Here is a 20,033-nt window from a genome sequence, read left to right on the forward strand (position 1 = left end):
GTTAATTGTTTTGTTTGCTCTTCAATGTGCTGTTGCTGCTTTTGCAGTGCTTGTGACAGCGTTAGCATTTCACTTTTGAACTGCTTTTTCAAAATAGCTTTTAGTTGATTCTTTAACTCCGCTAAAAAACTCTCTTTTACTGTCAGCTTTATGCTTTTATGGCCCGTCTCCTGGTTAAGGTCACTGACTTGTAAACGACTAATAAGTTGTTCTAACTGACAGCTGAGCTCTGCTTCAGACAAAAGCGCTTTTTTACCTTGCTCATGTATTTTTTTATTTAAACGGCTGAGTTGATCGTTTAAATCACTACGAATATTATCCCACTGATGACGCTCTATTGAGCCTGATTTTATATCGCTTTCGTTTACTTGTGCTTTGCGTTGTTCGCGTTTTTTACGACCTTGCAACTGACGCAGTTCTTGTTGACTACGCTCGGCTATCGCTTCACTAGCATGAATCACTCTTTGTGCTTGTTGGTGCAGAAAGAGAGCCTGCCGTGCTTGATCATCAATATCTTGTAACATGTTTGGTATATTGGCATCGATATGCGTGGTGAGCAGTTGTGGTTTTAACTGCAGCGTAGGTGCTTTGTGTTTTTGCCACCAACCGATGCTAGGTATTGACGTTTCTTCTGCTAGTTCATCAACCACAAGTAAAGGCCAAAAACCATCCATGTTTTGGCTTATTTCTAAAATCGCCAGCTGATCTTGCTCACTTAATTCGTGATTAAGTGGCGCAGCAACAACCAGTAAGTTAGCTTGGGTTACCACGCGATTTAGCAAACCTGGATTCTTTAACACCATTTCTGGATTTTCGGGTATATAAACTTTTAAGCCCTGCAGACCTTTGGGGCTATTAACACCAAGGTGAACAGGATCTACCCATTGCTTCGCATCACAAGGGCTTAATAGATCAGACTGTTGCAGTGCTTCCATAAAGGGGTTTAGACGGTCGAACTCTTCTCTTTTTCCATCAGCCCGCTCAATTGTGTAACCACGTTCTCTAAGGCTAATTTCAATCAAACCGAGTTGTTTAACAACATTAACGGAGAGTACAGAAAAATCTTTACCATAGAGCCAAGCTAAAACGGCAGTACGGGCGCTGGTTGTTAACCCTAGCAAGACGATGGAAAAAGGTGAACTTTCTATCTCTTTTTCAATTTGTCGAAAATGTTCTGCTAGCGGCGTTTCTGCTTGCCCTCTTTCTAATTGCTCACAAACAGCCTGTCCTTGCTTTGAAACCTGAAAGATTTGTTGCTTGAATTTATTGATCATACAGTTATATAAAGCCAAATAATAAGTTAACGGAGCTACTAAGATCGGCTTTAAACTCCTTTACCTTTATTTTTAGAGGGACAAGTTTTTCAAATGGTGGCAACTATACTGATATTTTTATGTAGCGTAAATAACAGGGGAATTGCAATGTGATCAATTCTAAAGGATTACCCAGAAAGTTAATGGGGTAATATCAACAGATAAACGAATAATGGAGCCGCGTCTTGCCTTTTGCCTCTGACTATAATGGGGCTATAACGCTAAGTCGGGTCACATAGCGACTTTGGTTAAACCGTGACATTACCGAGACAGCTTTTTTTAACAATGATTGATGGGGCCAGTAACCGCAATAGCTACAGCGATTTATGACACCTATCAATAAGGGAAGATGTTTAATGGGAAATTCACTTGAAAATTGGACATCCATCACATTAAATCTATTATTAGATTACCAAGCGAAAATAATTATTCGTCATGTATTTTTTGGCATTTGATAAAATTAAAGATTGTTGATAAATAACAAAAAAGGAAATAACTATGAAAAGTAGCATATTGATATTCATACTTTCTCTGGTCACTTTGCTTAGTGCGTGTAGTGATGGTTCATCATTGAAAACGGGCACATTAAATTTAGCTGTTTCAGATGATCCCGCCGACGCACAAATTGTCAATATAGCCTTCAAACAGGTAGTGCTTAAAGGTAACTCGGGTTCTTATTCTTTTGATGTATCTGATGGTGATAATCCGCTAAAACACATAGATTTAGTTACTTTTCGCGGATTAAAAACAGCAAACTTAGTTAGCCATGAATTAATTACTGTTGGTGAATATCAACTGTGTATTTATATGAAAAATAACGAAGATTCTGGTCAAGATCCTGAGAGCCCAACAAGTTCATTTGTTAAAGACCCAGTTGGTAATGTTGTCGGTCTGACAACACCAAGTGAAGGTGCATGTGGCGGTGGCGTCGGGGCTGATGAAGAAGATACCGGGCGTTTATTTATTAATAAAACATTCACTATATCAGAAGGTGAGAATAGTTATATTGCTGAGTTTGATCTTAATAAAGTATTAATGGAGCCAACCGGACAGGATACATTTTGGACACTTAAACCAACGGGAATCGAACTTTTTGAAGCAGGGGCAATATCAGGAACAATTAGTGAAGCATTAAGCGATGAATGCGGTTCTGACCTTGGCCATGCGGTTTATTTATATCCGGGTACTGTAGCATTAGCAAATATGATCGACCTCAGAGAAGATACGGCTGTAGCCCCTGAGGTTGCACCAATTTATCGAGTTGAAGCAACCTTAGTTAATCCTGAAGATTTAACTCAAGGTTACCAATATGAATTTCCAGCTGTTTATGAAGGCACTTACAGTTTAGGTTACACCTGTATGGCAGTTAGTGACCTTCCTAATGAAACGAATGGTCCCGATGCATTTATAATTTATACTGCTGACCAAGGTGTTGCGGTTTCTATTGGTACAACAACTTCAGTCGATTTTGATGTAGTCGTAGTAGTGCCTTAGAGTTATTATCTCTACTTTGCTTTAGGGGCTGTTGACCTTTCACATTGGCAGCCCTATTAATGAACAAGTTAGTGCCAGCATACTTTCAAAGTTTATTTAAAATTATTATTCTATTCCTTTGTCATAATCCCCAAGACTTAAATTAAAGATACCGAGCGAATTATTACTGCTCAACATACATCTATTATTTGTGTAAAAACCGTGACATTACCGAAACAGTTTTTTTGCCAATGTTTGCTGCGCACAATGGTGGTAAGGGCTAGAGCATTTTTAAATATTTATCATAGGTGAACATATTTAACGGTAAAAATGGATCTTTTGTTCCAAAACGTGTCAAACACTAGGCAAAGGAATATATAACTAATCATCTTTTCTGAAATTATTTAACATAAAAGGTGGAGCGTACTATGCTCGCTTATTCCCGACTCCGAGCGTTGCGTAAGAATTAGTGGGAATGTCATGCTTCCACTTGCTAAGCCGATTTACTTGATGTGTAAGCTTTCGCTTGTAACACATAGTTTAACTTTTTTCGTTAGCGTTTCGCCCTGTCGGCGATTTCACTTTTCTTTCAACAGCAAGATAAAAGTAAACGGAAAGTAAGACGCTAGCCGCAAGAGTTGGATTATATAGGCACGTGATCTCATAGTTTCTCTCTAAGCAGTTGAAAATATTAGAAAAGAGAAATGGGTGTCCAGCCTTTTTTGAAAAGAAAAACAAGCGGATTAGTTTTTTTGAACTGTAGCAGCGCGCATACGCGCTGCTTATTCCCGTTAACAAATATTAACGGGCGATGGGACTCATTTGTGGTTGTCGATTAACCACGCCTGCACATCATCATAAGCACCACGAAAAACAATACGATCGGCTTTCTTACCGAGTTGATAATGATACATAGGATCATAATATTGTTCGAGTATCAGTGCTAACCAGTCAAGGTGATCATCCACTCTCCCCGTCTGCCGCTGCACGTTCACAGCGCGTTGCTGAAGGGTTAAAATATTTGCATGGCGCTCATGACCAAGGCGTTTTCGGATACTGAGCAGCCCCTTCTCAAGGTAAGCAGAAAACTTCATCCAGCCCAGAACTTCACCATAAGCGGCAACAAAATCACCTTGCATTCGACTGATATATTCATCAAGTAATCGCCCCAGCCGAACATCAATAGGATCTTCAACGACTGCAATCGGTGCTACTTGCATCGCCTTATGCAGCAGTAATGGTACATTCACCGAGCCAACATTACGCCCTTCATCTTCGAGAATAAATGACTGACAACCCTGCGCCTGTTTTTTAAGAATATCAACCGCCAGCGTATTATCAAAGCTAATTTGGCTACGCTGCGCCGACACATAACTACCAAACGAAGAACCGCGATGATTTGCAGCCCCCTCCAGATCCAGACCATTTTTTAATGTGTTAATTAGCAGTGTTTTACCACTGCCGGTACAACCGGCAACAATAGTTAGCGGAAGATGGTTGATGCTATCGATTGTCTCTAACAAGAAACTCCGCAGCGCTTTATAACCCCCTTCAATAAAGGGGTAATCGATGCCAGCCTCTTTCAGCCATTGCTGCGTTATCCGCGAACGTAACCCTCCGCGAAAACAGTACAGATAGCCCTGTGGGTTGGCCTCACAAAAAGCTTTCCATTGTGCCACACGTGCGCTTTTTTGATCGCCACAAACCAGACGATGACCCAATTCGATAGCCGCATCCTGCCCATGCTCCTTGTAACAAGTGCCAACGGCTGCTCTTTCATCATCAAGCATAAGCGGATGACTGCACGATGTTGGAAACGCACCCTGAGTAAATTCAACGGGCGCACGCATATCCATCATTGGCGTATCGTTTAAAAAGATGTCACGATAATTACTGCTATTTTTTCGCGACATCAGCAGATCTCGATCAAAACGGGGCCATCTTGTGACTTTAATTCGCCAATAGCCTGTAATTCGATATTGTGCTGCTGGGCGATAGCATGAACTTCAGCCACGGCATCGGCATTGACCGCCAGTAGTAATCCCCCCGAGGTTTGCGGATCGCAGAGTAACGATTTCTGCTGCTCAGTGATGGGGCCAATTTTATGGGCGTAACTGGCATAGTTACGCTCAGTCCCGCCAGGCACACACCCCTGCTCAATATAATCAAAGACCGCAGGGAGATATGGAACTTTATCAAACCAGACGTGCGCTTTTAACTGACTGCCTTCGCAGATCTCGCTTAAATGGCCCAGCAAACCAAATCCGGTCACATCGGTCATCGCTTTTACCCCGGGAAGGTTGGCAAACGATTCACCGGATTTGTTTAACTGACACATCCAGTCACAGGCTATACCTTGATGCTCCTCGCGTAATTTAGACTGCTTTTCGGCGGTCGTTAATACCCCGATGCCCAACGGTTTAGTCAGAAATATCTGACAACCACTTTCAGCTTGATTATTGCGTTTTACCCGCTCGGTTGGCACGATACCCGTTACAGCCAGTCCGAAAATAGGCTCAGGTGTATCAATAGAGTGACCACCCGCTAACGAAATCCCGGCATCACGACATACCGCCCGACCACCTTCGATCACCTTTTGCGCAATTTCCGGCGCTAACAGATTGACAGGCCAGCCAAGAATAGCAATCGCCATAATGGGTTTGCCGCCCATCGCATAGATATCACTGATCGCATTAGTTGCAGCAATCCGACCAAAATCATAAGGGTCATCGACTATGGGCATGAAAAAATCCGTGGTACTGACGACTGCGCTGCCATTTTGCAGATCAAATACGGCAGCATCGTCTTTACTTTCATTACCAACCAGCAGATTGGGATCATGGAAAGGCGCAATCTGCGAATGTAAGATCTTGTCTAAAACTTGCGGGGATATTTTACAGCCACAACCAGCTCCGTGACTATATTGTGTAAGACGTACATCTTCCATGCCACTCTCCAAAAAAAATATAATTAACTAAACAGTTGATTGTACGCTCGCATTTAAAGAGTGTCATTAGCTTAACCAGGCTAATTCAATGAAGAATAAGATAAAGGGTGAAGGTAAAGTGAAAAATAGAAGAGTAGGAATTTATTCGATTTTATTTGACACTCATAGCTTCTATTCTATGGGTCTTTGGTTTTCCATATCAACTACACATCCCCTGTTCGCCAACTATCCCGAACACATGGGCAAGGTGCTAGGTATTGTCTGTCATACGCTCTCGGCGCACCTGATAAAATCGGACCGCATTGCGTCCCCCCTCCTTGACCTTATACATGGCGGCATCAGCCAGCTTGATGAGCTGCTTATCATTGGTGCCATGGTCCGGGTAGATGGCAACGCCAATACTTGAAGAAATTTTCAAGCCTGCATAGCCGGGGATATCAAACGGTTGATCAACTACAGAGCAAATCTTTTCAGCTATATTCATGGCATTGTCAACGTGCTCAATATTGGAAAGCAAAACCAGGAATTCATCGCCACCGATTCGGCCAATACTATCGGACTCACGTATCTGTTGCTGTATTCTTGTAGCAACAGCCTTTAACAGCAGGTCTCCGGTGTTGTGACCGTAGTTATCGTTGATTTGTTTGAATTCATCCAAATCGATAAACAGCAATGCAAGGCGATTGTTGTGCCGTTTTGCCTGTGCAATTGCATACTTTAAATTTTCACTGAACAGTTGCCGATTGGGGATCTGGGTTAAATTGTCGAATTCGGCCAAATGCTTTAACTTGCCCTCCATCTTCTTGCGTTCGGTGATATCCCTTGTATGGATGATAGCACCACTAAAATCCCCCCTATTATCGTAAATTGCAGTCGCTTTCCGCCAAACAGGAATAATATCCCCATGTTTATTGATTATTGTAGATTCAAGCTCGATCATGCCTGTTTCCCCGATAGAACGAAAACGCTTTGAAAACAGCAACTTGCTTTCATCTGATAAATAGGTGGTTATATGGTTTCCAATCATTTCTTGTTTATTTAGACCAATAAGTGTTTGGTCTATCGTATTACAATCAACAATATACCCCTTAGAATCAATGGCTGTAACGCCGTCGGGAGCATTTTCAAATAAACTCCTGTATTTTTCTTCGTTCTCCTTCAATCTCTCCTCGGCTCGGAGTCGGACGGTAATATCGTGAACGATGGAGAACGAGTAGTCTTTGCCCCGGATGGTGATAGGGTTGGCGTAAATCTCAACATCCCGCAACTCACCATTGGATAGCCGGTGCTTGAATATGTAATAGGATCTCTCCTCAGCGAGCGCCTTCTTTATTTCGGAACGGATCTCCAGCTCCGGAGTCATGTTAAGATCGGGAATTCTCTTGCTGAGCATCGTTGCGCGGTCGTAGCCGTAGAACTTTAATGCCGCTTCGTTCGCATCGACAATGGAGAAGGAGGCCAAATCCACGACATACATCACGGCTCCGTGATCTTTAAAAGCTTTCAGGAACGCTTCTGCGCCGACTAACCGTTGCTCCCCATCTGCCGCCGACTTATCAATAAGTCGATCTTTGTGTTGGGTCCGGTCGCTTATTGCGAACATTCTTGTGATGATCTGTTTAAGTCTAAATAACAAGTGTATACACCTCGTTAATAAGCCAGTAGAACGCTATAACACTGCAAAAACGTCGACAAGCTGTATGCGTCCGATTGATTTGCTTTATAGTTTGACCATTCCACTTATTTAATAGAATTACTTTTCTAATATATAAGTGTAGCAGGCTTGATTTTAACCTACACGCCACGCTGGTTTATATTGGTATTAACTTTAAACGATAAACCAATTATTTTAAAACAACAAGTTAACAATCTATTACCCAATTGAAAATTGAAACAGTTCAATTCTTCAACACGGCTCTCAAGGTAAATTAATCTAACCCGTTTGCCACTAATAGAAATGCTGTAATTGATCCTTTTCAAATATCGATTTCACTTTGCTGATTACAACCATCAATGCAATCTGCGATCAGATAGCAATCAAACGAGGCCGAAATCCCCCCAAATTTTCAACAAGCAAAATATTTGAGGTGTTTACGCCCCGACTTACAAAACTACAAATTTGTGGCTAAATATACTTGCCCTCTTCACAGCCAGTGAAATCAAATGGTAATGTGGCTCTGTAAATTCTTTTTAGAGGCGATTGCTATGCTGAAATATCTGATTCAAGTGTTGAAGGGTCTAACCAAAGTAAACGAAAACTTAGCAAAAGAGGTTGATGATATTCTCTTTGCTATAGGTGGGTTAGAAAATATCAGTCACGCTGGTGCTTGTGCAACAAGACTAAGATTAACTTTGCTTAACAACGAGTTAGTTGACAAGACAGCGTTAAAAAAAATGGGTGCCATTGAGGTAGTATTTGTGGATAAGAATAACATTCAGATTATCTATGGACTTAAAGCCAACAGCTATTTTCAGCTAATCGATCAACGCTTGAACTAGTATCAGTTCGAGCGGATTTCCCCTCTTCCCCAAAGCGGCCCACCCAGTGAATATTTAAGCGGCCTTGATGCTCGCTTCACGGTAAAAGCATTCATCATTTCTGAGGTAATTTACAACAGTCGGAAAAATGCATGATCGCTAAGTCGCTTTCACCTATTCTGAACCTTTGCTCTACAGTATTCGGATCGCTGGATGGTGTTTGCAGTCAGGGGTTTGATGAGTATAATCCACCCTAATTTTTACATTTCCATCAGCAACGATTCCCTTTAGCAATCGGCAATGCTCGACCTTCCCCGGAGAGCCGGCCGAATATTCTCTGTTGCCAACGGATATAGCGTCAGTTTCCGTGTATAAGCCGGGATCTAATGGAGAATAGGAGATATTTTTTAAATGAATAAGTCACTTTTGCTGACAGCCTTCAAGACGACCGTCCCCGTCCTGTTCGGTTACATCCCGATGGGGATGGCGTTTGGGATTCTGTTCAACGAACTTGGGTTTCATTGGAGCTACGCCACGCTGATGGCGACGGTTATCTACGCGGGCGCCGGGCAGTTTATGGCAGTTGGGCTGCTGGCCAATCACGCCGGTTTTATGGAAGTGGCGATCACCACCTTGCTGTTGAATTCCCGGCATCTGTTTTACGGGATCTCCCTGATCAACAAGTTTAAGACCCGCTGGTGGCGCAAGTTTTACCTGATCTTCGGGTTGACCGACGAGACTTATTCGTTGCTGACCGGCACTCAGCCGCCCGAAAATAAAGAGGAGACCGACTTCTATCTGTTGATCACCGCATTGGATCATAGCTATTGGGTGCTCGGCTCTACCCTCGGCGCCATTCTGGGGGCCAATATGAGCGTTGATACCACAGGGCTCGATTTTACCCTTCCGGCGCTGTTTATGGTGCTGGCGATCGAGCAGTACAAGACGGTTCGCGAGTCCCGGCCCTTTGTGATGGCTGGAGCCGTGGCTTTCCTGTCAATATGGCTGTTCAGTAGGGACAATATGCTGCTGATGTCTATCCTGTTATCCATTATCGTCCTGCTGGTGTTTCGCCGAAGACAAAAGCCGCCCGAGGCGATCACACAGGGATCTGTATAGATGCAAGATATCCACTACTTGTTGCTGTTTATCGCAGTGATGGCGGTTGCGACCTTTATGACCCGGGCTCTGTCGTTTATTCTACTGTACAAAATCAGCGACCATCCGATGTTGCTCTACCTGGGGCGTTACCTGCCGCCGGTGATGATGGTACTGTTGCTGATCTACTGTTTTCGCGATCTGCGCTTTACCGCGTTCACCGATGGTCCGGCAGAACTGCTGGCGCTTGCCCTGGTGGTGGCTCTGCACCTCTGGCGCGGCAATGCCCTGCTGAGCATCATGGCGGGTACCGGACTCTATATGTTCCTGTGCCAGTCATCCCTGTCGTTGGCAGGGGCATAGCTAGGGAGGCTTTGCCGATGCCTGCTGTACTGATTGCCCACATCTTGACTTATGACCTTGTATTAATTAACGAAAAACGGGCGAAAAGTGGGCATTGAAAAGTAGGGACACCCAATAGTTTTAAAATCATAACGGAATGATTTTAAATAACTCAACGTGTGGATGTCCTGCCTTTAACCTTTACGACTCCAGCTATAAGCTCTAAAAGTCTACAACAGGTGTTTGTTGAACTTGTGAATTAGGCTCGGCTCTATTCAGTCGCTCACTGGACGAGACGGGCAATATTTTGTTGTCATCTCTTATCTGGAAATATTCCATCAACTGCTGCAACTGAACAGCCTCACAGCTCATATCTTCCGCCGTGGCAGCCAGCTCTTCTGAGGCAGAAGCGTTCTGCTGGGTTGACTTGTCCATCTGGCTGATTGCAGAGTTAATCTGCGATACACCGCTGGCTTGTTCGTTGGAGCTAGCAGCGATCTCCTGTACGAGGTCAGCTGTACGTGCAATGCTGGGGACGATCTCGTCGAGAAGGCCGCCCGCGCTTTCAGCAACGGCGACGCTCTTGGAGGCCTGTTCGCCAATCTCCAGGGATGCCTGCTGACTCCTCTCGGCCAATTTCCTTACCTCTGTGGCAACTACAGCAAACCCTTTGCCAAGCTCACCGACCCGCGCCGCTTCGATAGCCGCGTTCAACGCCAGCAGGTTGGTCTGGTAAGCGATATCTTCGATGATGACTATCTTATCTGCGATATTGCGCATCGCCGTTACTGTATTGGCCACGGCTTCTCCGCCAAGTTGCCCCTGTTGGGCAGCCTTAGAGGCTATACTATCAGTAACCTTTGCGTTCTCCGCATTCTGATTAATCGACGAAGATATCTGCTCAATTGTAGAGCTGGTTTCTTCGACACTGGAGGCCTGCTCACAGGAAGATTCGCTCAGACTCTGGGAGGTGGCGCTTATCTCTACGGAGGCGCTGGCCAATGCAGAAGCGCCGGAGCGAACCTGAGTCACTATCTCGGACAACTTTCGGCTCATATTTGACATGGCCCCCAGTAGTTCGCCCACTTCGTCCTTCTGGTTGCTCTCTATAATAGCAGTGAGATCACCATCCCCGAGCTTATTGAGGTGGCTAATAGCTGTACGTATGGCAGAAACTATCTGCCGTGCGGTAGTAAAAGCGAAAAACAGAATCAGCACCAATACGGCGGCCATGGCCAGCAGTACCTTGGTGATCACCTCAGCTAAGTTCATCTCTGCTTCAACGTCGGCTAAGTAGACTCCGCTGCCGATCATCCAGCCCCAGGGCTGATAGTACTTGATATAAGACATCTTGGGTTCGTTGATGCCGTTTCGCTCCCAGACATAATCAACAAATCCCTCACCGTTCGACTTAGCGAGGCTGACCATCTCAACGAAAAAGGCTTTGCCGTTGGGATCCTTAAGCTGGGAAAGATCTTTTCCGTTCAAGGCAGGCTTTAACGGATGAGTGATCATGATGTGCTGGTCATCATTGATCCAAAAGTATTAACCTTATCGATCACCGCCTGCTGTGCCACTTTCTTGGAGACACTACCGGAGGCGACAAGACTTGCCTGGTACTCAATTTCCTGCTGAACGGTACTCACCAGGGTGGTCAGCTCAATACGTTTCTGCTCCCAGAGCTTGGCTTCGAAAAGGGGGACAAGATAGAAGAATATGCCCACACCTATCAGGGTGATAGTCGCGAGAGAGATACTCATGATCTTGTTAAATATTTTCCAATCTTTGAACTTCTTAAACATCATATCCACAATTCCTTGTATTGGTTAGAGGTAGAGGCTTTTGTCGAAAAACTAATGATCGTTATCTGTTGTTATCATGGCATTATTTTTATCGTCTCTTTTTACGCTCAGTATTGATACATTACAGAGCTTTATTAGATCGCCATCCAATAATTTCAGACGAGGAATTATCTTATTAATTTCTGAATAAGAATTAATCCAATTTACTGTTTAATTATGTAGCAAGCGCAGACACTACAAAAAAGAGCAGCTGTTTATAAAAACTATTCAAGAAATGATGACAAATCAAATACAGTCGAAGAAATAAATAAATAATGTGACACAAAAGTAGTTTTAAAGTCATAACGAAAATGATTTTATATAACTCAACGTGTGGATGCTTGAGATAATCGCTCCTAACAGGTATCACTTTGTGCCATGATTGAAAAAGTTATCAAGCAAAATCAATACAATTAATCTGTTAGCAGAGCAGGTATAGTAACGCTAGTTTCTTCCCGAAAGCGAGTAACCCTATAAACTAGTGGAGATGTCAGCTCTTATATAATCCTGACTTTAAAACGGATATCTGATTTCCTTGTAGAGCTCCGAGATAAACTATCTCCCTATGTTATCGAGAGGGAGATAGTTTTTCAGAGCAGTTAAAGCTTAAATTGTTCAACCAAACTTTTTAACTTAACGCCTGCACTGGAAAGTTCATCTGAGATAGTTGAAGACTCATGGCTTGAGTCGAGCAGCTCAGAAACAATTACACGGATTGCCACCATATTTCGGTTAATCTCTTCTGTGACCGAGCTTTGCTCTGTCGCGGCGGTGGCAATGTGACTGCTCATATCATTGATAGCTTGTATTGCATTGGTTACTGAGGAGAGGCTCTCACTGATTTTACTTGATGAAGAAACAGCCTCACTACTGGTATCTTGACTGGATTTCATTGAAGCAACTGCTTGCGAAACCAGATGGTGAAGTTTATCTAACATCTCTTTGATCTCTAACGTACTGTCTTGTGTTCTGCTGGCTAGACTTCTAACCTCATCAGCAACCACAGCAAATCCACGACCTTGTTCACCAGCACGAGCCGCTTCTATTGCCGCATTTAATGCAAGTAAGTTTGTTTGCTCAGCAATAGCCCCTATCACCTGCAATACACCATCAATTTTCTGCGATTGTTCATGCAGTGAACTCATATGGTTGCCCGCTTGTTCAACTTCTCTGACCAGGGCGTTAATAGATTGGCTTGAGGCGGTTACAATTTCCTGGGCTTTCTGAGAATCGTTCGCGGCAGCTTGTGTTGCATCTGCCACACTATTGGCGTTCTGTGCCACTTCATGTGCTGTTGAGCTCATTTCTGTTGCGGCTGTTACAACCTGCTCTGTTTCATTATTATGCGTTTCTAACTGCTGCTCCACATGCAGGGTCTGGCGGTTAATGCTTTGTGCTGCGTTTGATACTTGTTCAGTTACATCCGAAACTTCATTAATAATGGCGTGTAGTTTTGTTGAAAATCGATTAAATGCCAGACCTAATTGAGCAATTTCATCTTTACCGTCTATCGTTAAGCGTCTTGTTAAATCGCCTTCACCATCAGCAATATCGTTAAGTGTTTCTACCATAGCATTAATGGGTTGCGACAATTTTTGGGCAACAAAAATCATAATAGTAATAGTTATAAGCGCAAGTAAAATTGCGCTTAATGCAGCTGTGCGAAACTGAGAATTCATCTGTTCCCATACTTTTTCACTATACTGTTGCGTTGAATTTTCGATATCATCAATATAAACCCCTGTACCTATATACCAATCAACGCCTTTAATTGGCGCTGCATAACTTAATTTAGGTTGAGGACTTGCTGAACCAGGTTTTGCATAGACATATGCAAAGAAATCCCCACCGGACTGTCCCGCTTTAATGAGCTCTTGAATAATCATCACACCATTAGGATCTCTTAATGACAACAGATTTTTACCATGGTTTTTTGGTGAACTTGCGTGTACAACAGCAACACCTTGCTTGTCATAGATAAAAAAGTATCCTGAATCATTCTCTGCAAAACGGATAGGACTTAACATTTTCCTGACATTTTCTAATGCCAGCTCCTTATCACTATGTGTTGCAAGCGCATGCTCTACGGTCCCTTTGGCAATTATAATCGCATCTTTTAATTGCTTTTTTCGCTCACTAGTAAGAAGTTCTCGGTAATCTGAAATTTCATGCTCAACAGTCTCTGTCTGCTGGATATAAATAATTGCCATTGCCACACTTAATACGATCACCATAGGTAAAATAGCAATTAATAAAAGTTTATTTCTCATTCTTAAATTATTCATAATGTTCTTACCTTTCACTCGATATAAATGGTTACAAAAGAGTATAGGAGCAATAAATGATGTTTTCGAGCAGGGGAAAAATAAACACGCGTTTAATTTAAACAACTTAAGCAGCTACACAGGAAGGCTTCGGATCAAAATATTAGGGAATCTTTAACTGTTAGTAATTATTTTCAACTTTACCTGTCATTGGTACAAAGATTACGTGAGATAAAATTTGTTGTTCGATTTTGTTTTCGCTCTTGCGGACAATGCGGTATAGGATCTGCGGATATGAGCCAACAGGAATAATCATACTGCCGCCAACCTTTAGCTGCTCGATCAGCGCTTGTGGAAGCATATAGGGAGCCGCTGTGACGATAATTCGATCAAAAGGCGCTTGATCCTGCCAGTCAGTTAAACCATCCCCCTGCTTGCAGTGTATATTATGGTAGTTTAATTTCTGTAAATTTTTTTTTGCAAGCACGGCCAATTCCGGGACTATCTCTATGGTGTAGATTTCATCGACTATTTCAGCCAGTACAGCGGTCTGATAGCCGCACCCCGTACCGATTTCCAGTACTTTATGATGGGGCTTTAACTGAAGATATTCCGTCATTAAAGCGACAATATACGGCTGGGAGATAGTTTGTCTTAAGCCAATCGGGAGAGGGAAGTCGCAATACGCTTCACTTAATAATTCATCTGCAACAAACAGATGCCTAGGCACAGTTCTCATCGCTTGCAGAACATCTCTGTCTTTAATACCACGCCTTTCAATTTGCTGGCTTACCATTTGTTCTCGGAGTTTTGAATATTCCATTTTCTCTCGCTTGCAAAGCATTAGCTGGTCACTTTACATTTGACGGTAACAACTTGTCCTATGATTATAGGTCTTATTTTTTGCTTAGATACAAAAGAGAAGATTAGATCCTTGGCCATGCCTGCAGAGTGGGCTAAACAAACGAGCAAGCAGCTGTACAAGTACCAATTTTTAATCCGACAATTCACTGATATTATTTACTTATTTTGCAGCCCGGGCATCATAAAGGCAAACACCTTTTGCTAAGAATTTGCTTAAATAAAATAAGAAGCAACAAATGGAGTAAGACTTTCACTAAAAGCTTAGTTGAGCATTGTTGTGATTATGTTTATAAGTGTCCCTTATGGAGTTGCTAAAAATTATTTATGTGCTTACTTATTTTCTTTTTCTCAAAAAATGTTTATGGGTTTCTTCAACAAATAATAACGTAGTCGCAACAAGTAATAATCCCATCCATTGTTGATATGTAATGGGGTTAATTTGTAAAACATCAGCAAGCCCTGGTGTATACATTGAGCCGATATGAATAAGTTGAGCAATGGGAACGGCTAAGATCAAAAACGGATTGGCAAAAAACGGCATAGTGAAAAGTGATATTTTTTCTGATCTGCTTGAAAGAACATGAATATTTCCAAATAAAACCATTAACATTAATGTCAGGTTTCGTGCGTTTTGCAGTTCTGTTTGCTGTTCGATTAAATAGAAAAAAGTAGCAAAGGCTAGTAGTCCCATAACTGTTCCATTGACTAATACGTGCTCAATAATTCTACGTTCAAATATTGGTTCGCTGGGTTTTCTTGGAGATTTAGTTAACTCGTTTCCTTCTTTGGGTTCAAAGGCTAGCGCAACATCCTGTACCCCATTTGCTATTAAATTAAGCCACAGTAACTGAATGGCGGTTAATGGCATAGGTAAACCGGCTAACACAGTAAGAAAGAATAACAATAAAGCTGAAAACCCGGTGGCAATTAATAACGCAATTACTTTGCGAATATTGTTATAAACGATTCTGCCTTGTTCAATACCGTCTACTATTGAAGCAAAATTATCATCGGTGATAATTAAATCTGCGATTTCTTTGGCTACATCGGTACCTTTTTTCCCCATTGCAATACCAGCATTGGCTCGTCGCATTGCGGGGGCATCGTTAACACCATCTCCTGTAACGGCAACAAAATGGCCATCCTGCATAAAGCTATCAACAATCATCTCTTTTTGAGTAGGTTCTATGCGGGCAAATACTCTAGCGGGACGAATAAGATCATGGAATGACTGCGCACTTTTCTTTTGCGCTGCTATTATCATTGGCCCGGTAACAACGGTACTTTCCTGATCTGCTAGCCCTAACTCTATCGCAATAGCCAATGCTGTAGATGGATGGTCTCCAGTTACCATAGCTACTTCTATACCGCCGGTATGACATTTTTTTATTGCATCTTTAGCTTCGCTTCGAACAGGGTCAATCATTGCAACCATGCCTAAATAAGTCATTCCTTCCAAGTGTTCTATCGCATTTGTAACAGTTGCAACAGGACGTCTTGCAAGCGCAATGATTCGGAAGCCTTGTTTAGCTAATTGTTCAAACTGTTCCTGAATTTTCTTGTGATCTATCGGTACCGGTCCAGAGGGAGAATGCATATACGTTGATAATTCCAGCATTTTTTCAGGACTGCCTTTTACATAAAGACATGGTTGTTCCTGATCTAGATTTAAACTGCCGCTAAATGCTTTTTCAGACTCATATGGGATAATTTCAAGCTGTTTTTGTTGTTTTCTAATATCGGATACTGACAGTCCTAATTTTTTTGCCAGTACTAAAAACGAAATATCAACTATATCCCCATCTGATACCCATTCACCTCCTGAATAATCTAAATGACTTTCATTGGCCAATACTCCAGTAATACAAAGTTCCCTAAGCTGTGTGATATTCTCACCTTCAATTTTGCCACCAGAAACACCTTCGCCCGTGACCTTATATATATCACCTTCTGGTAAAACGACTCGCTGAATAGTTAACTCGTTAACCGTTAATGTACCTGTTTTATCTGAACAGATAAAAGTACAAGAGCCTAAAGCTTCAACCGCAACCAATTTTCGAATAATCACATTATGCTTAACCATTCGCCTCATACCTATAGCCAAAGCTACGGTTAGCGCTGCCGGTAAACCTTCCGGGATGGTTGATACGGCCAGGCCAATGCCCATCATCACCATTTTCTCTGTTTGGTAACCGCCCATAAAGAGCATTAATGCAACCAGCAATAGTATAGAAATAGTAATAGCAAAAGCTATTTTATAGGTAAAATGCCGCATTCGGATTAAAAGTGGAGGTTCTGAAATCCTTTCGGCAGAGACATGAGTGGCAATATTGCCTATCTCTGTATTAATACCCGTATTTATTACCAGCCCTTGTGCCCGACCATGGGTAACGATACTGCCAGCAAAACATCGGTTAAATTGATCACTGATGGGAGCATCCTGGTTTACTTGGCTATGGGTATTTTTTGCTACCGCTGAAGATTCACCAGTTAGCATAGATTCATCAACAGCAAGGTTTTGTGCCGTTAAAAGTTCAATATCAGCTGCTACTTTGTCACCTGAAAACAGCAGCAGCAAATCACCAGGGACGACATATTCAGAGTCAATTGTTTGTGCAGTGCCATCGCGAATAACATGAGCAGTTCCTTTTACCATCTGTTTTAATGCAGAGGCTGATTTTTGCGCTGAATACTCTTGAATAGTCCCGATAATGGCGTTGATAAATAACACTGCAATAATAAAAATAGCACTTGGTATCTGTTTAACTGCAAAAGAAACAATTGCGGCTACTAATAATATGTAAATAAACGGGCTGAGGAACTGCTTAATAAAAATCAGGGCGAGACTTGTTGGCGGAGCTGAAGGAATGCGGTTTTCACCATATTCCAGCAAACGTTTTTTTGCTTCTGATGAGGTAAGGCCCTGCTCTTTATTATGTGTATACATATTAATTCATCTAGGCTATGACAAGGCTGAGTATAGGAACGATAAATGTTCTGGTCAAATAAAGTTGGCCACAGATTGGTAGTCATTTCAGTAGGTTTGCTCCATTCTCACTAATCTCAACTTTATGTCGATAAGCTCTGCTTTGACGGTAATAAGCACGATATAATCGCTTATTGAATTATTCGCTGCGATCAAATTAGAGAAAGGGATCTAGATTCTTTTCTTTTGCTATCAATGGCAAGAAAATCGAGCGGATCCCTTCGTTTTTTGCACTTAACTTGTTTGTTAAAAAAATAAGATACAACCGTCAAAAAGCCCCTGAAAATCCCATTCCAATATCGCCAAGTATGGTCTCCAGGCGCAGTCTTATAAGTGAAATTGATCCCGCCATTCTTTAGTAATTTAACAAGGCCTTCATTGCTGACAAAACTAATGCTTTATCTATAGCGCAATAGATAAAGATCAGGTTTCATAGTAAATTTGTCCGGATTGAATTCTGGATAATTGCTCATATCAAAATAACCACTAAGCGGGACAGATAGACCAAAAACATCCTGATGACGATGTGCTAAATAGAGAGCAGCAAATCCCCCCATGGACATTCCTGAAATGGCGAAATTACTCCGCTGTGAAGAAGGTTATCCAAAATTTTTTAATTATATACCAAGCAATTCACCTACAAATCTTGCAGATACATATATATAACCAAGCTCTTCATATGCCATATTTTCAGATTCATGCAAAACTAAAACTTCTTTCTTTCGATCAAATTGAGATGCTGTAGCATCGTAAATTTCTTTATTAAACCTGATCCAGTAATGCTCATCGCCTGAAGGTTTATATACGCCAAAACAGATATATGTATCTATCCCCTCTTTTACCGATTCAAACGCAATGGCTAGCGTAACCTCTTTGCATGCGTCTTTAATCGTCCCGCTGCTAGCTATTTTGCGCTTTCGTATATCAAGGCATATATCCATTAATTCTTTTTTCAACATATTCCCTTATAATTGCTTTCTAATAATTACATTGACCTAAAAAAGCATAGAACATTTACAACAGAGAATTTTATTCTCTTCTTCTGCGAATCACCTTGCGAATAAAATTCCAATAGTTTGCAGCTGTTACATTCCTGCTTGCTTAATAAGTTTGTTTTTCTCTCTAGATAACTTTAATATTTTGTAGCCACAGCAACACATTATCACAGCACCTGCTGCAATCATTGTATCTACAATAAGCTGATTATTAAGTAATGGGTGGAATGCATTTTCGTTTTCAGCAAATTTTCCGTATAACCCTAAACCAATTAGAAGAGTTCCCGGCATATCAATTACCCCCATAAGAATGATTTTTTTATCCAGCGCTTTAATTTTATTTGTAATATCTGAATCCATTTATTTATAACTCCATAATTCAGGCTTTCGATGGTGATGAGCAAAATATTAAAACTGCAAATTTCATAATATTGTAAATCAAATAAACTAATCACCACAACATCTAAAGATCATCATCAAATCGACATCTTCCATAACAAAGAAGCCAAAGCGTGATTGATCTAAGATTGTACTAGCTGTTCTCTTGTCGAGTTACCCAAAAACAAAAATTCCTTCTAAATTAAAGATCCCCCGTTAATAGCACAAACAAGCAACAGATTTTGTAAATAAGCATAAGGAAGATGGCTGATATTATTATTCTATTGGTGTAGCTCACATTTTTATCAAACTTAATAAATATACTAATTTCAATTAATCAATCCGCAAGGTGTCGGCATTTAACAAATATTTATCCGATTAACGCTTACCATCAACACAAGGCTCTTTTACTTCCGGTTCAGAGCTGAAAAATCAAAACAGGGATGCAAGAAATAACTTATGGAACAATATAATCAAACTGGCCGACAAATTAGCTGCGAATCATCTGATTTTAAATCGGCAAATCAAGATGGCGAATCAAAAGCTATTGTAGATATAGCTAAATATCAACAAACCGAAGCTAAAGTCAGTTCTGAAACATCTGCTTTTGGGCTGGTTATGTCTCAGATGAATATTGCCGACCGTCATGAATTTGATACTCACTATGCACAACTTTGGGAAGAAGCGAGTGAAGAGAAGCAACTATTATCAGTACTAATATGTGAAATCGATTTCTTTGAAGCCTACAACGAAAATTATGGACATCAAGCTGCTGCGTTTATGTTATTAGTGGTTGGTTTAGCACTTAAAAATATATGCGAAGAATTTGACTGTTTTTTAGCACGTTGTAAAGGAGATAAGTTTGCCATTTTAATTAAAGGCGGTGATCTAACAAAAACACGGGAAGTAGCCGAAGCATTACGTCAAACTGTCGAAAAATCACAAACAGAACATAAGTATTCGAGTGTCAGTGACATCGTCACATTAAGTATCGGAGTCTCCAGCACTTACCCAACGTCGATGAACATGTTAATGAAAGAAGCTGATACCGCAT

16 protein-coding genes and 1 pseudogene are annotated in these 20,033 nt (G+C 41.6%); 5 read left to right on the forward strand and 12 right to left on the reverse strand.

Going from position 1 to position 20,033, the window contains the following annotated elements:
- A partial coding sequence (locus AC4GME_RS09145; RefSeq protein WP_490379269.1) for a hypothetical protein occupies positions 1-1,274 on the reverse strand: 1,274 nt, incomplete at its 3' end.
- A gap of 537 nt (positions 1,275-1,811) precedes the next feature.
- Between AC4GME_RS09145 and AC4GME_RS09150 the strand changes: the two genes are divergently transcribed.
- Positions 1,812-2,807, forward strand: a complete 996-nt coding sequence (locus AC4GME_RS09150) for a DUF4382 domain-containing protein (RefSeq protein ID WP_490378065.1) — start codon at positions 1,812-1,814, stop codon at positions 2,805-2,807.
- 797 nt (positions 2,808-3,604) lie between these two features.
- Here AC4GME_RS09150 and mnmH read toward each other — a convergent pair.
- The 3 genes from mnmH to AC4GME_RS09165 form a co-directional block, all read right to left on the reverse strand.
- Complete coding sequence (gene mnmH / locus AC4GME_RS09155; protein ID WP_490378066.1) at positions 3,605-4,699, reverse strand: tRNA 2-selenouridine(34) synthase MnmH; 1,095 nt, start codon at positions 4,697-4,699, stop codon at positions 3,605-3,607.
- Positions 4,699-5,733 (reverse strand): selenide, water dikinase SelD, encoded by a 1,035-nt coding sequence (selD, locus tag AC4GME_RS09160; RefSeq protein WP_490378067.1) that lies wholly within the window; start codon positions 5,731-5,733, stop codon positions 4,699-4,701. The genes mnmH and selD overlap by 1 nt, the downstream gene beginning before the upstream one ends.
- Before the next feature lie 250 nt (positions 5,734-5,983).
- A complete protein-coding gene (locus AC4GME_RS09165; RefSeq protein ID WP_490378068.1) occupies positions 5,984-7,369 on the reverse strand; it encodes a diguanylate cyclase domain-containing protein in 1,386 nt (461 codons plus the stop codon).
- A gap of 569 nt (positions 7,370-7,938) precedes the next feature.
- Between AC4GME_RS09165 and AC4GME_RS09170 the strand changes: the two genes are divergently transcribed.
- The 3 genes from AC4GME_RS09170 (at position 7,939) to AC4GME_RS09180 (ending at position 9,672) form a co-directional block, all read left to right on the forward strand.
- Positions 7,939-8,232, forward strand: coding sequence for a PTS sugar transporter subunit IIB (locus tag AC4GME_RS09170; RefSeq protein WP_490379270.1), 294 nt, complete (start codon positions 7,939-7,941; stop codon positions 8,230-8,232).
- A 390-nt stretch (positions 8,233-8,622) separates the two neighbouring features.
- The gene (locus AC4GME_RS09175; RefSeq protein WP_490379271.1) at positions 8,623-9,330 is read left to right on the forward strand and encodes an AzlC family ABC transporter permease; all 708 of its coding nucleotides are present in this window, start codon (positions 8,623-8,625) and stop codon (positions 9,328-9,330) included.
- Positions 9,331-9,672, forward strand: a complete 342-nt coding sequence (locus tag AC4GME_RS09180; RefSeq protein WP_490379272.1) for a branched-chain amino acid transporter permease — start codon at positions 9,331-9,333, stop codon at positions 9,670-9,672.
- Positions 9,673-9,873: 201 nt separating this feature from the next.
- Here the strand turns inward: AC4GME_RS09180 and AC4GME_RS09185 are convergent, their stop codons facing one another.
- From AC4GME_RS09185 to AC4GME_RS09220, 8 genes and pseudogenes are all read right to left on the reverse strand, one after another.
- Positions 9,874-11,166: a methyl-accepting chemotaxis protein gene (locus AC4GME_RS09185; protein WP_490379273.1), complete on the reverse strand. Its 1,293-nt coding sequence runs from the start codon at positions 11,164-11,166 to the stop codon at positions 9,874-9,876.
- Positions 11,163-11,456, reverse strand: coding sequence for a hypothetical protein (locus tag AC4GME_RS09190; protein WP_490379274.1), 294 nt, complete (start codon positions 11,454-11,456; stop codon positions 11,163-11,165). Before AC4GME_RS09190 ends, AC4GME_RS09185 begins: the two co-directional genes overlap by 4 nt.
- Before the next feature lie 635 nt (positions 11,457-12,091).
- Positions 12,092-13,777 (reverse strand): methyl-accepting chemotaxis protein, encoded by a 1,686-nt coding sequence (locus tag AC4GME_RS09195; RefSeq protein WP_490377974.1) that lies wholly within the window; start codon positions 13,775-13,777, stop codon positions 12,092-12,094.
- 160 nt (positions 13,778-13,937) lie between these two features.
- Entirely contained in the window at positions 13,938-14,579 is a 642-nt protein-coding gene (locus AC4GME_RS09200) for a protein-L-isoaspartate(D-aspartate) O-methyltransferase (protein WP_490377973.1), read from the reverse strand.
- Positions 14,580-14,954: 375 nt separating this feature from the next.
- Positions 14,955-17,567, reverse strand: a complete 2,613-nt coding sequence (locus AC4GME_RS09205; protein WP_490377972.1) for a cation-translocating P-type ATPase — start codon at positions 17,565-17,567, stop codon at positions 14,955-14,957.
- Between the two features lie 437 nt (positions 17,568-18,004).
- Positions 18,005-18,181 (reverse strand): annotated as a pseudogene (locus tag AC4GME_RS09210) (alpha/beta hydrolase-fold protein); the annotation flags it as partial.
- A 42-nt stretch (positions 18,182-18,223) separates the two neighbouring features.
- Positions 18,224-18,562, reverse strand: a complete 339-nt coding sequence (locus tag AC4GME_RS09215; RefSeq protein WP_490377971.1) for a hypothetical protein — start codon at positions 18,560-18,562, stop codon at positions 18,224-18,226.
- A gap of 129 nt (positions 18,563-18,691) precedes the next feature.
- Positions 18,692-18,961 (reverse strand): hypothetical protein, encoded by a 270-nt coding sequence (locus AC4GME_RS09220; protein ID WP_490379275.1) that lies wholly within the window; start codon positions 18,959-18,961, stop codon positions 18,692-18,694.
- Positions 18,962-19,438: 477 nt separating this feature from the next.
- Between AC4GME_RS09220 and AC4GME_RS09225 the strand changes: the two genes are divergently transcribed.
- Positions 19,439-20,033 (forward strand): diguanylate cyclase domain-containing protein (locus AC4GME_RS09225; protein ID WP_490379276.1); only part of this gene is annotated, 595 nt, incomplete at its 3' end.

The sequence above is a fragment of the Psychromonas sp. genome (assembly GCF_983033635.1).

Coding starts and splice junctions, on each gene's coding strand:
- AC4GME_RS09150 (WP_490378065.1), top strand. CDS start 1,812: ATGAAAAGTAGCATATTGATATTCATACTTTCTCTGGTCACTTTGCTT.
- mnmH (WP_490378066.1), bottom strand. CDS start 4,699: ATGTCGCGAAAAAATAGCAGTAATTATCGTGACATCTTTTTAAACGAT.
- selD (WP_490378067.1), bottom strand. CDS start 5,733: ATGGAAGATGTACGTCTTACACAATATAGTCACGGAGCTGGTTGTGGC.
- AC4GME_RS09170 (WP_490379270.1), top strand. CDS start 7,939: ATGCTGAAATATCTGATTCAAGTGTTGAAGGGTCTAACCAAAGTAAAC.
- AC4GME_RS09175 (WP_490379271.1), top strand. CDS start 8,623: ATGAATAAGTCACTTTTGCTGACAGCCTTCAAGACGACCGTCCCCGTC.
- AC4GME_RS09180 (WP_490379272.1), top strand. CDS start 9,331: ATGCAAGATATCCACTACTTGTTGCTGTTTATCGCAGTGATGGCGGTT.
- AC4GME_RS09185 (WP_490379273.1), bottom strand. CDS start 11,166: ATGATCACTCATCCGTTAAAGCCTGCCTTGAACGGAAAAGATCTTTCC.
- AC4GME_RS09190 (WP_490379274.1), bottom strand. CDS start 11,456: ATGATGTTTAAGAAGTTCAAAGATTGGAAAATATTTAACAAGATCATG.
- AC4GME_RS09195 (WP_490377974.1), bottom strand. CDS start 13,777: ATGAATAATTTAAGAATGAGAAATAAACTTTTATTAATTGCTATTTTA.
- AC4GME_RS09200 (WP_490377973.1), bottom strand. CDS start 14,579: ATGGAATATTCAAAACTCCGAGAACAAATGGTAAGCCAGCAAATTGAA.
- AC4GME_RS09205 (WP_490377972.1), bottom strand. CDS start 17,567: ATGTATACACATAATAAAGAGCAGGGCCTTACCTCATCAGAAGCAAAA.
- AC4GME_RS09220 (WP_490379275.1), bottom strand. CDS start 18,961: ATGGATTCAGATATTACAAATAAAATTAAAGCGCTGGATAAAAAAATC.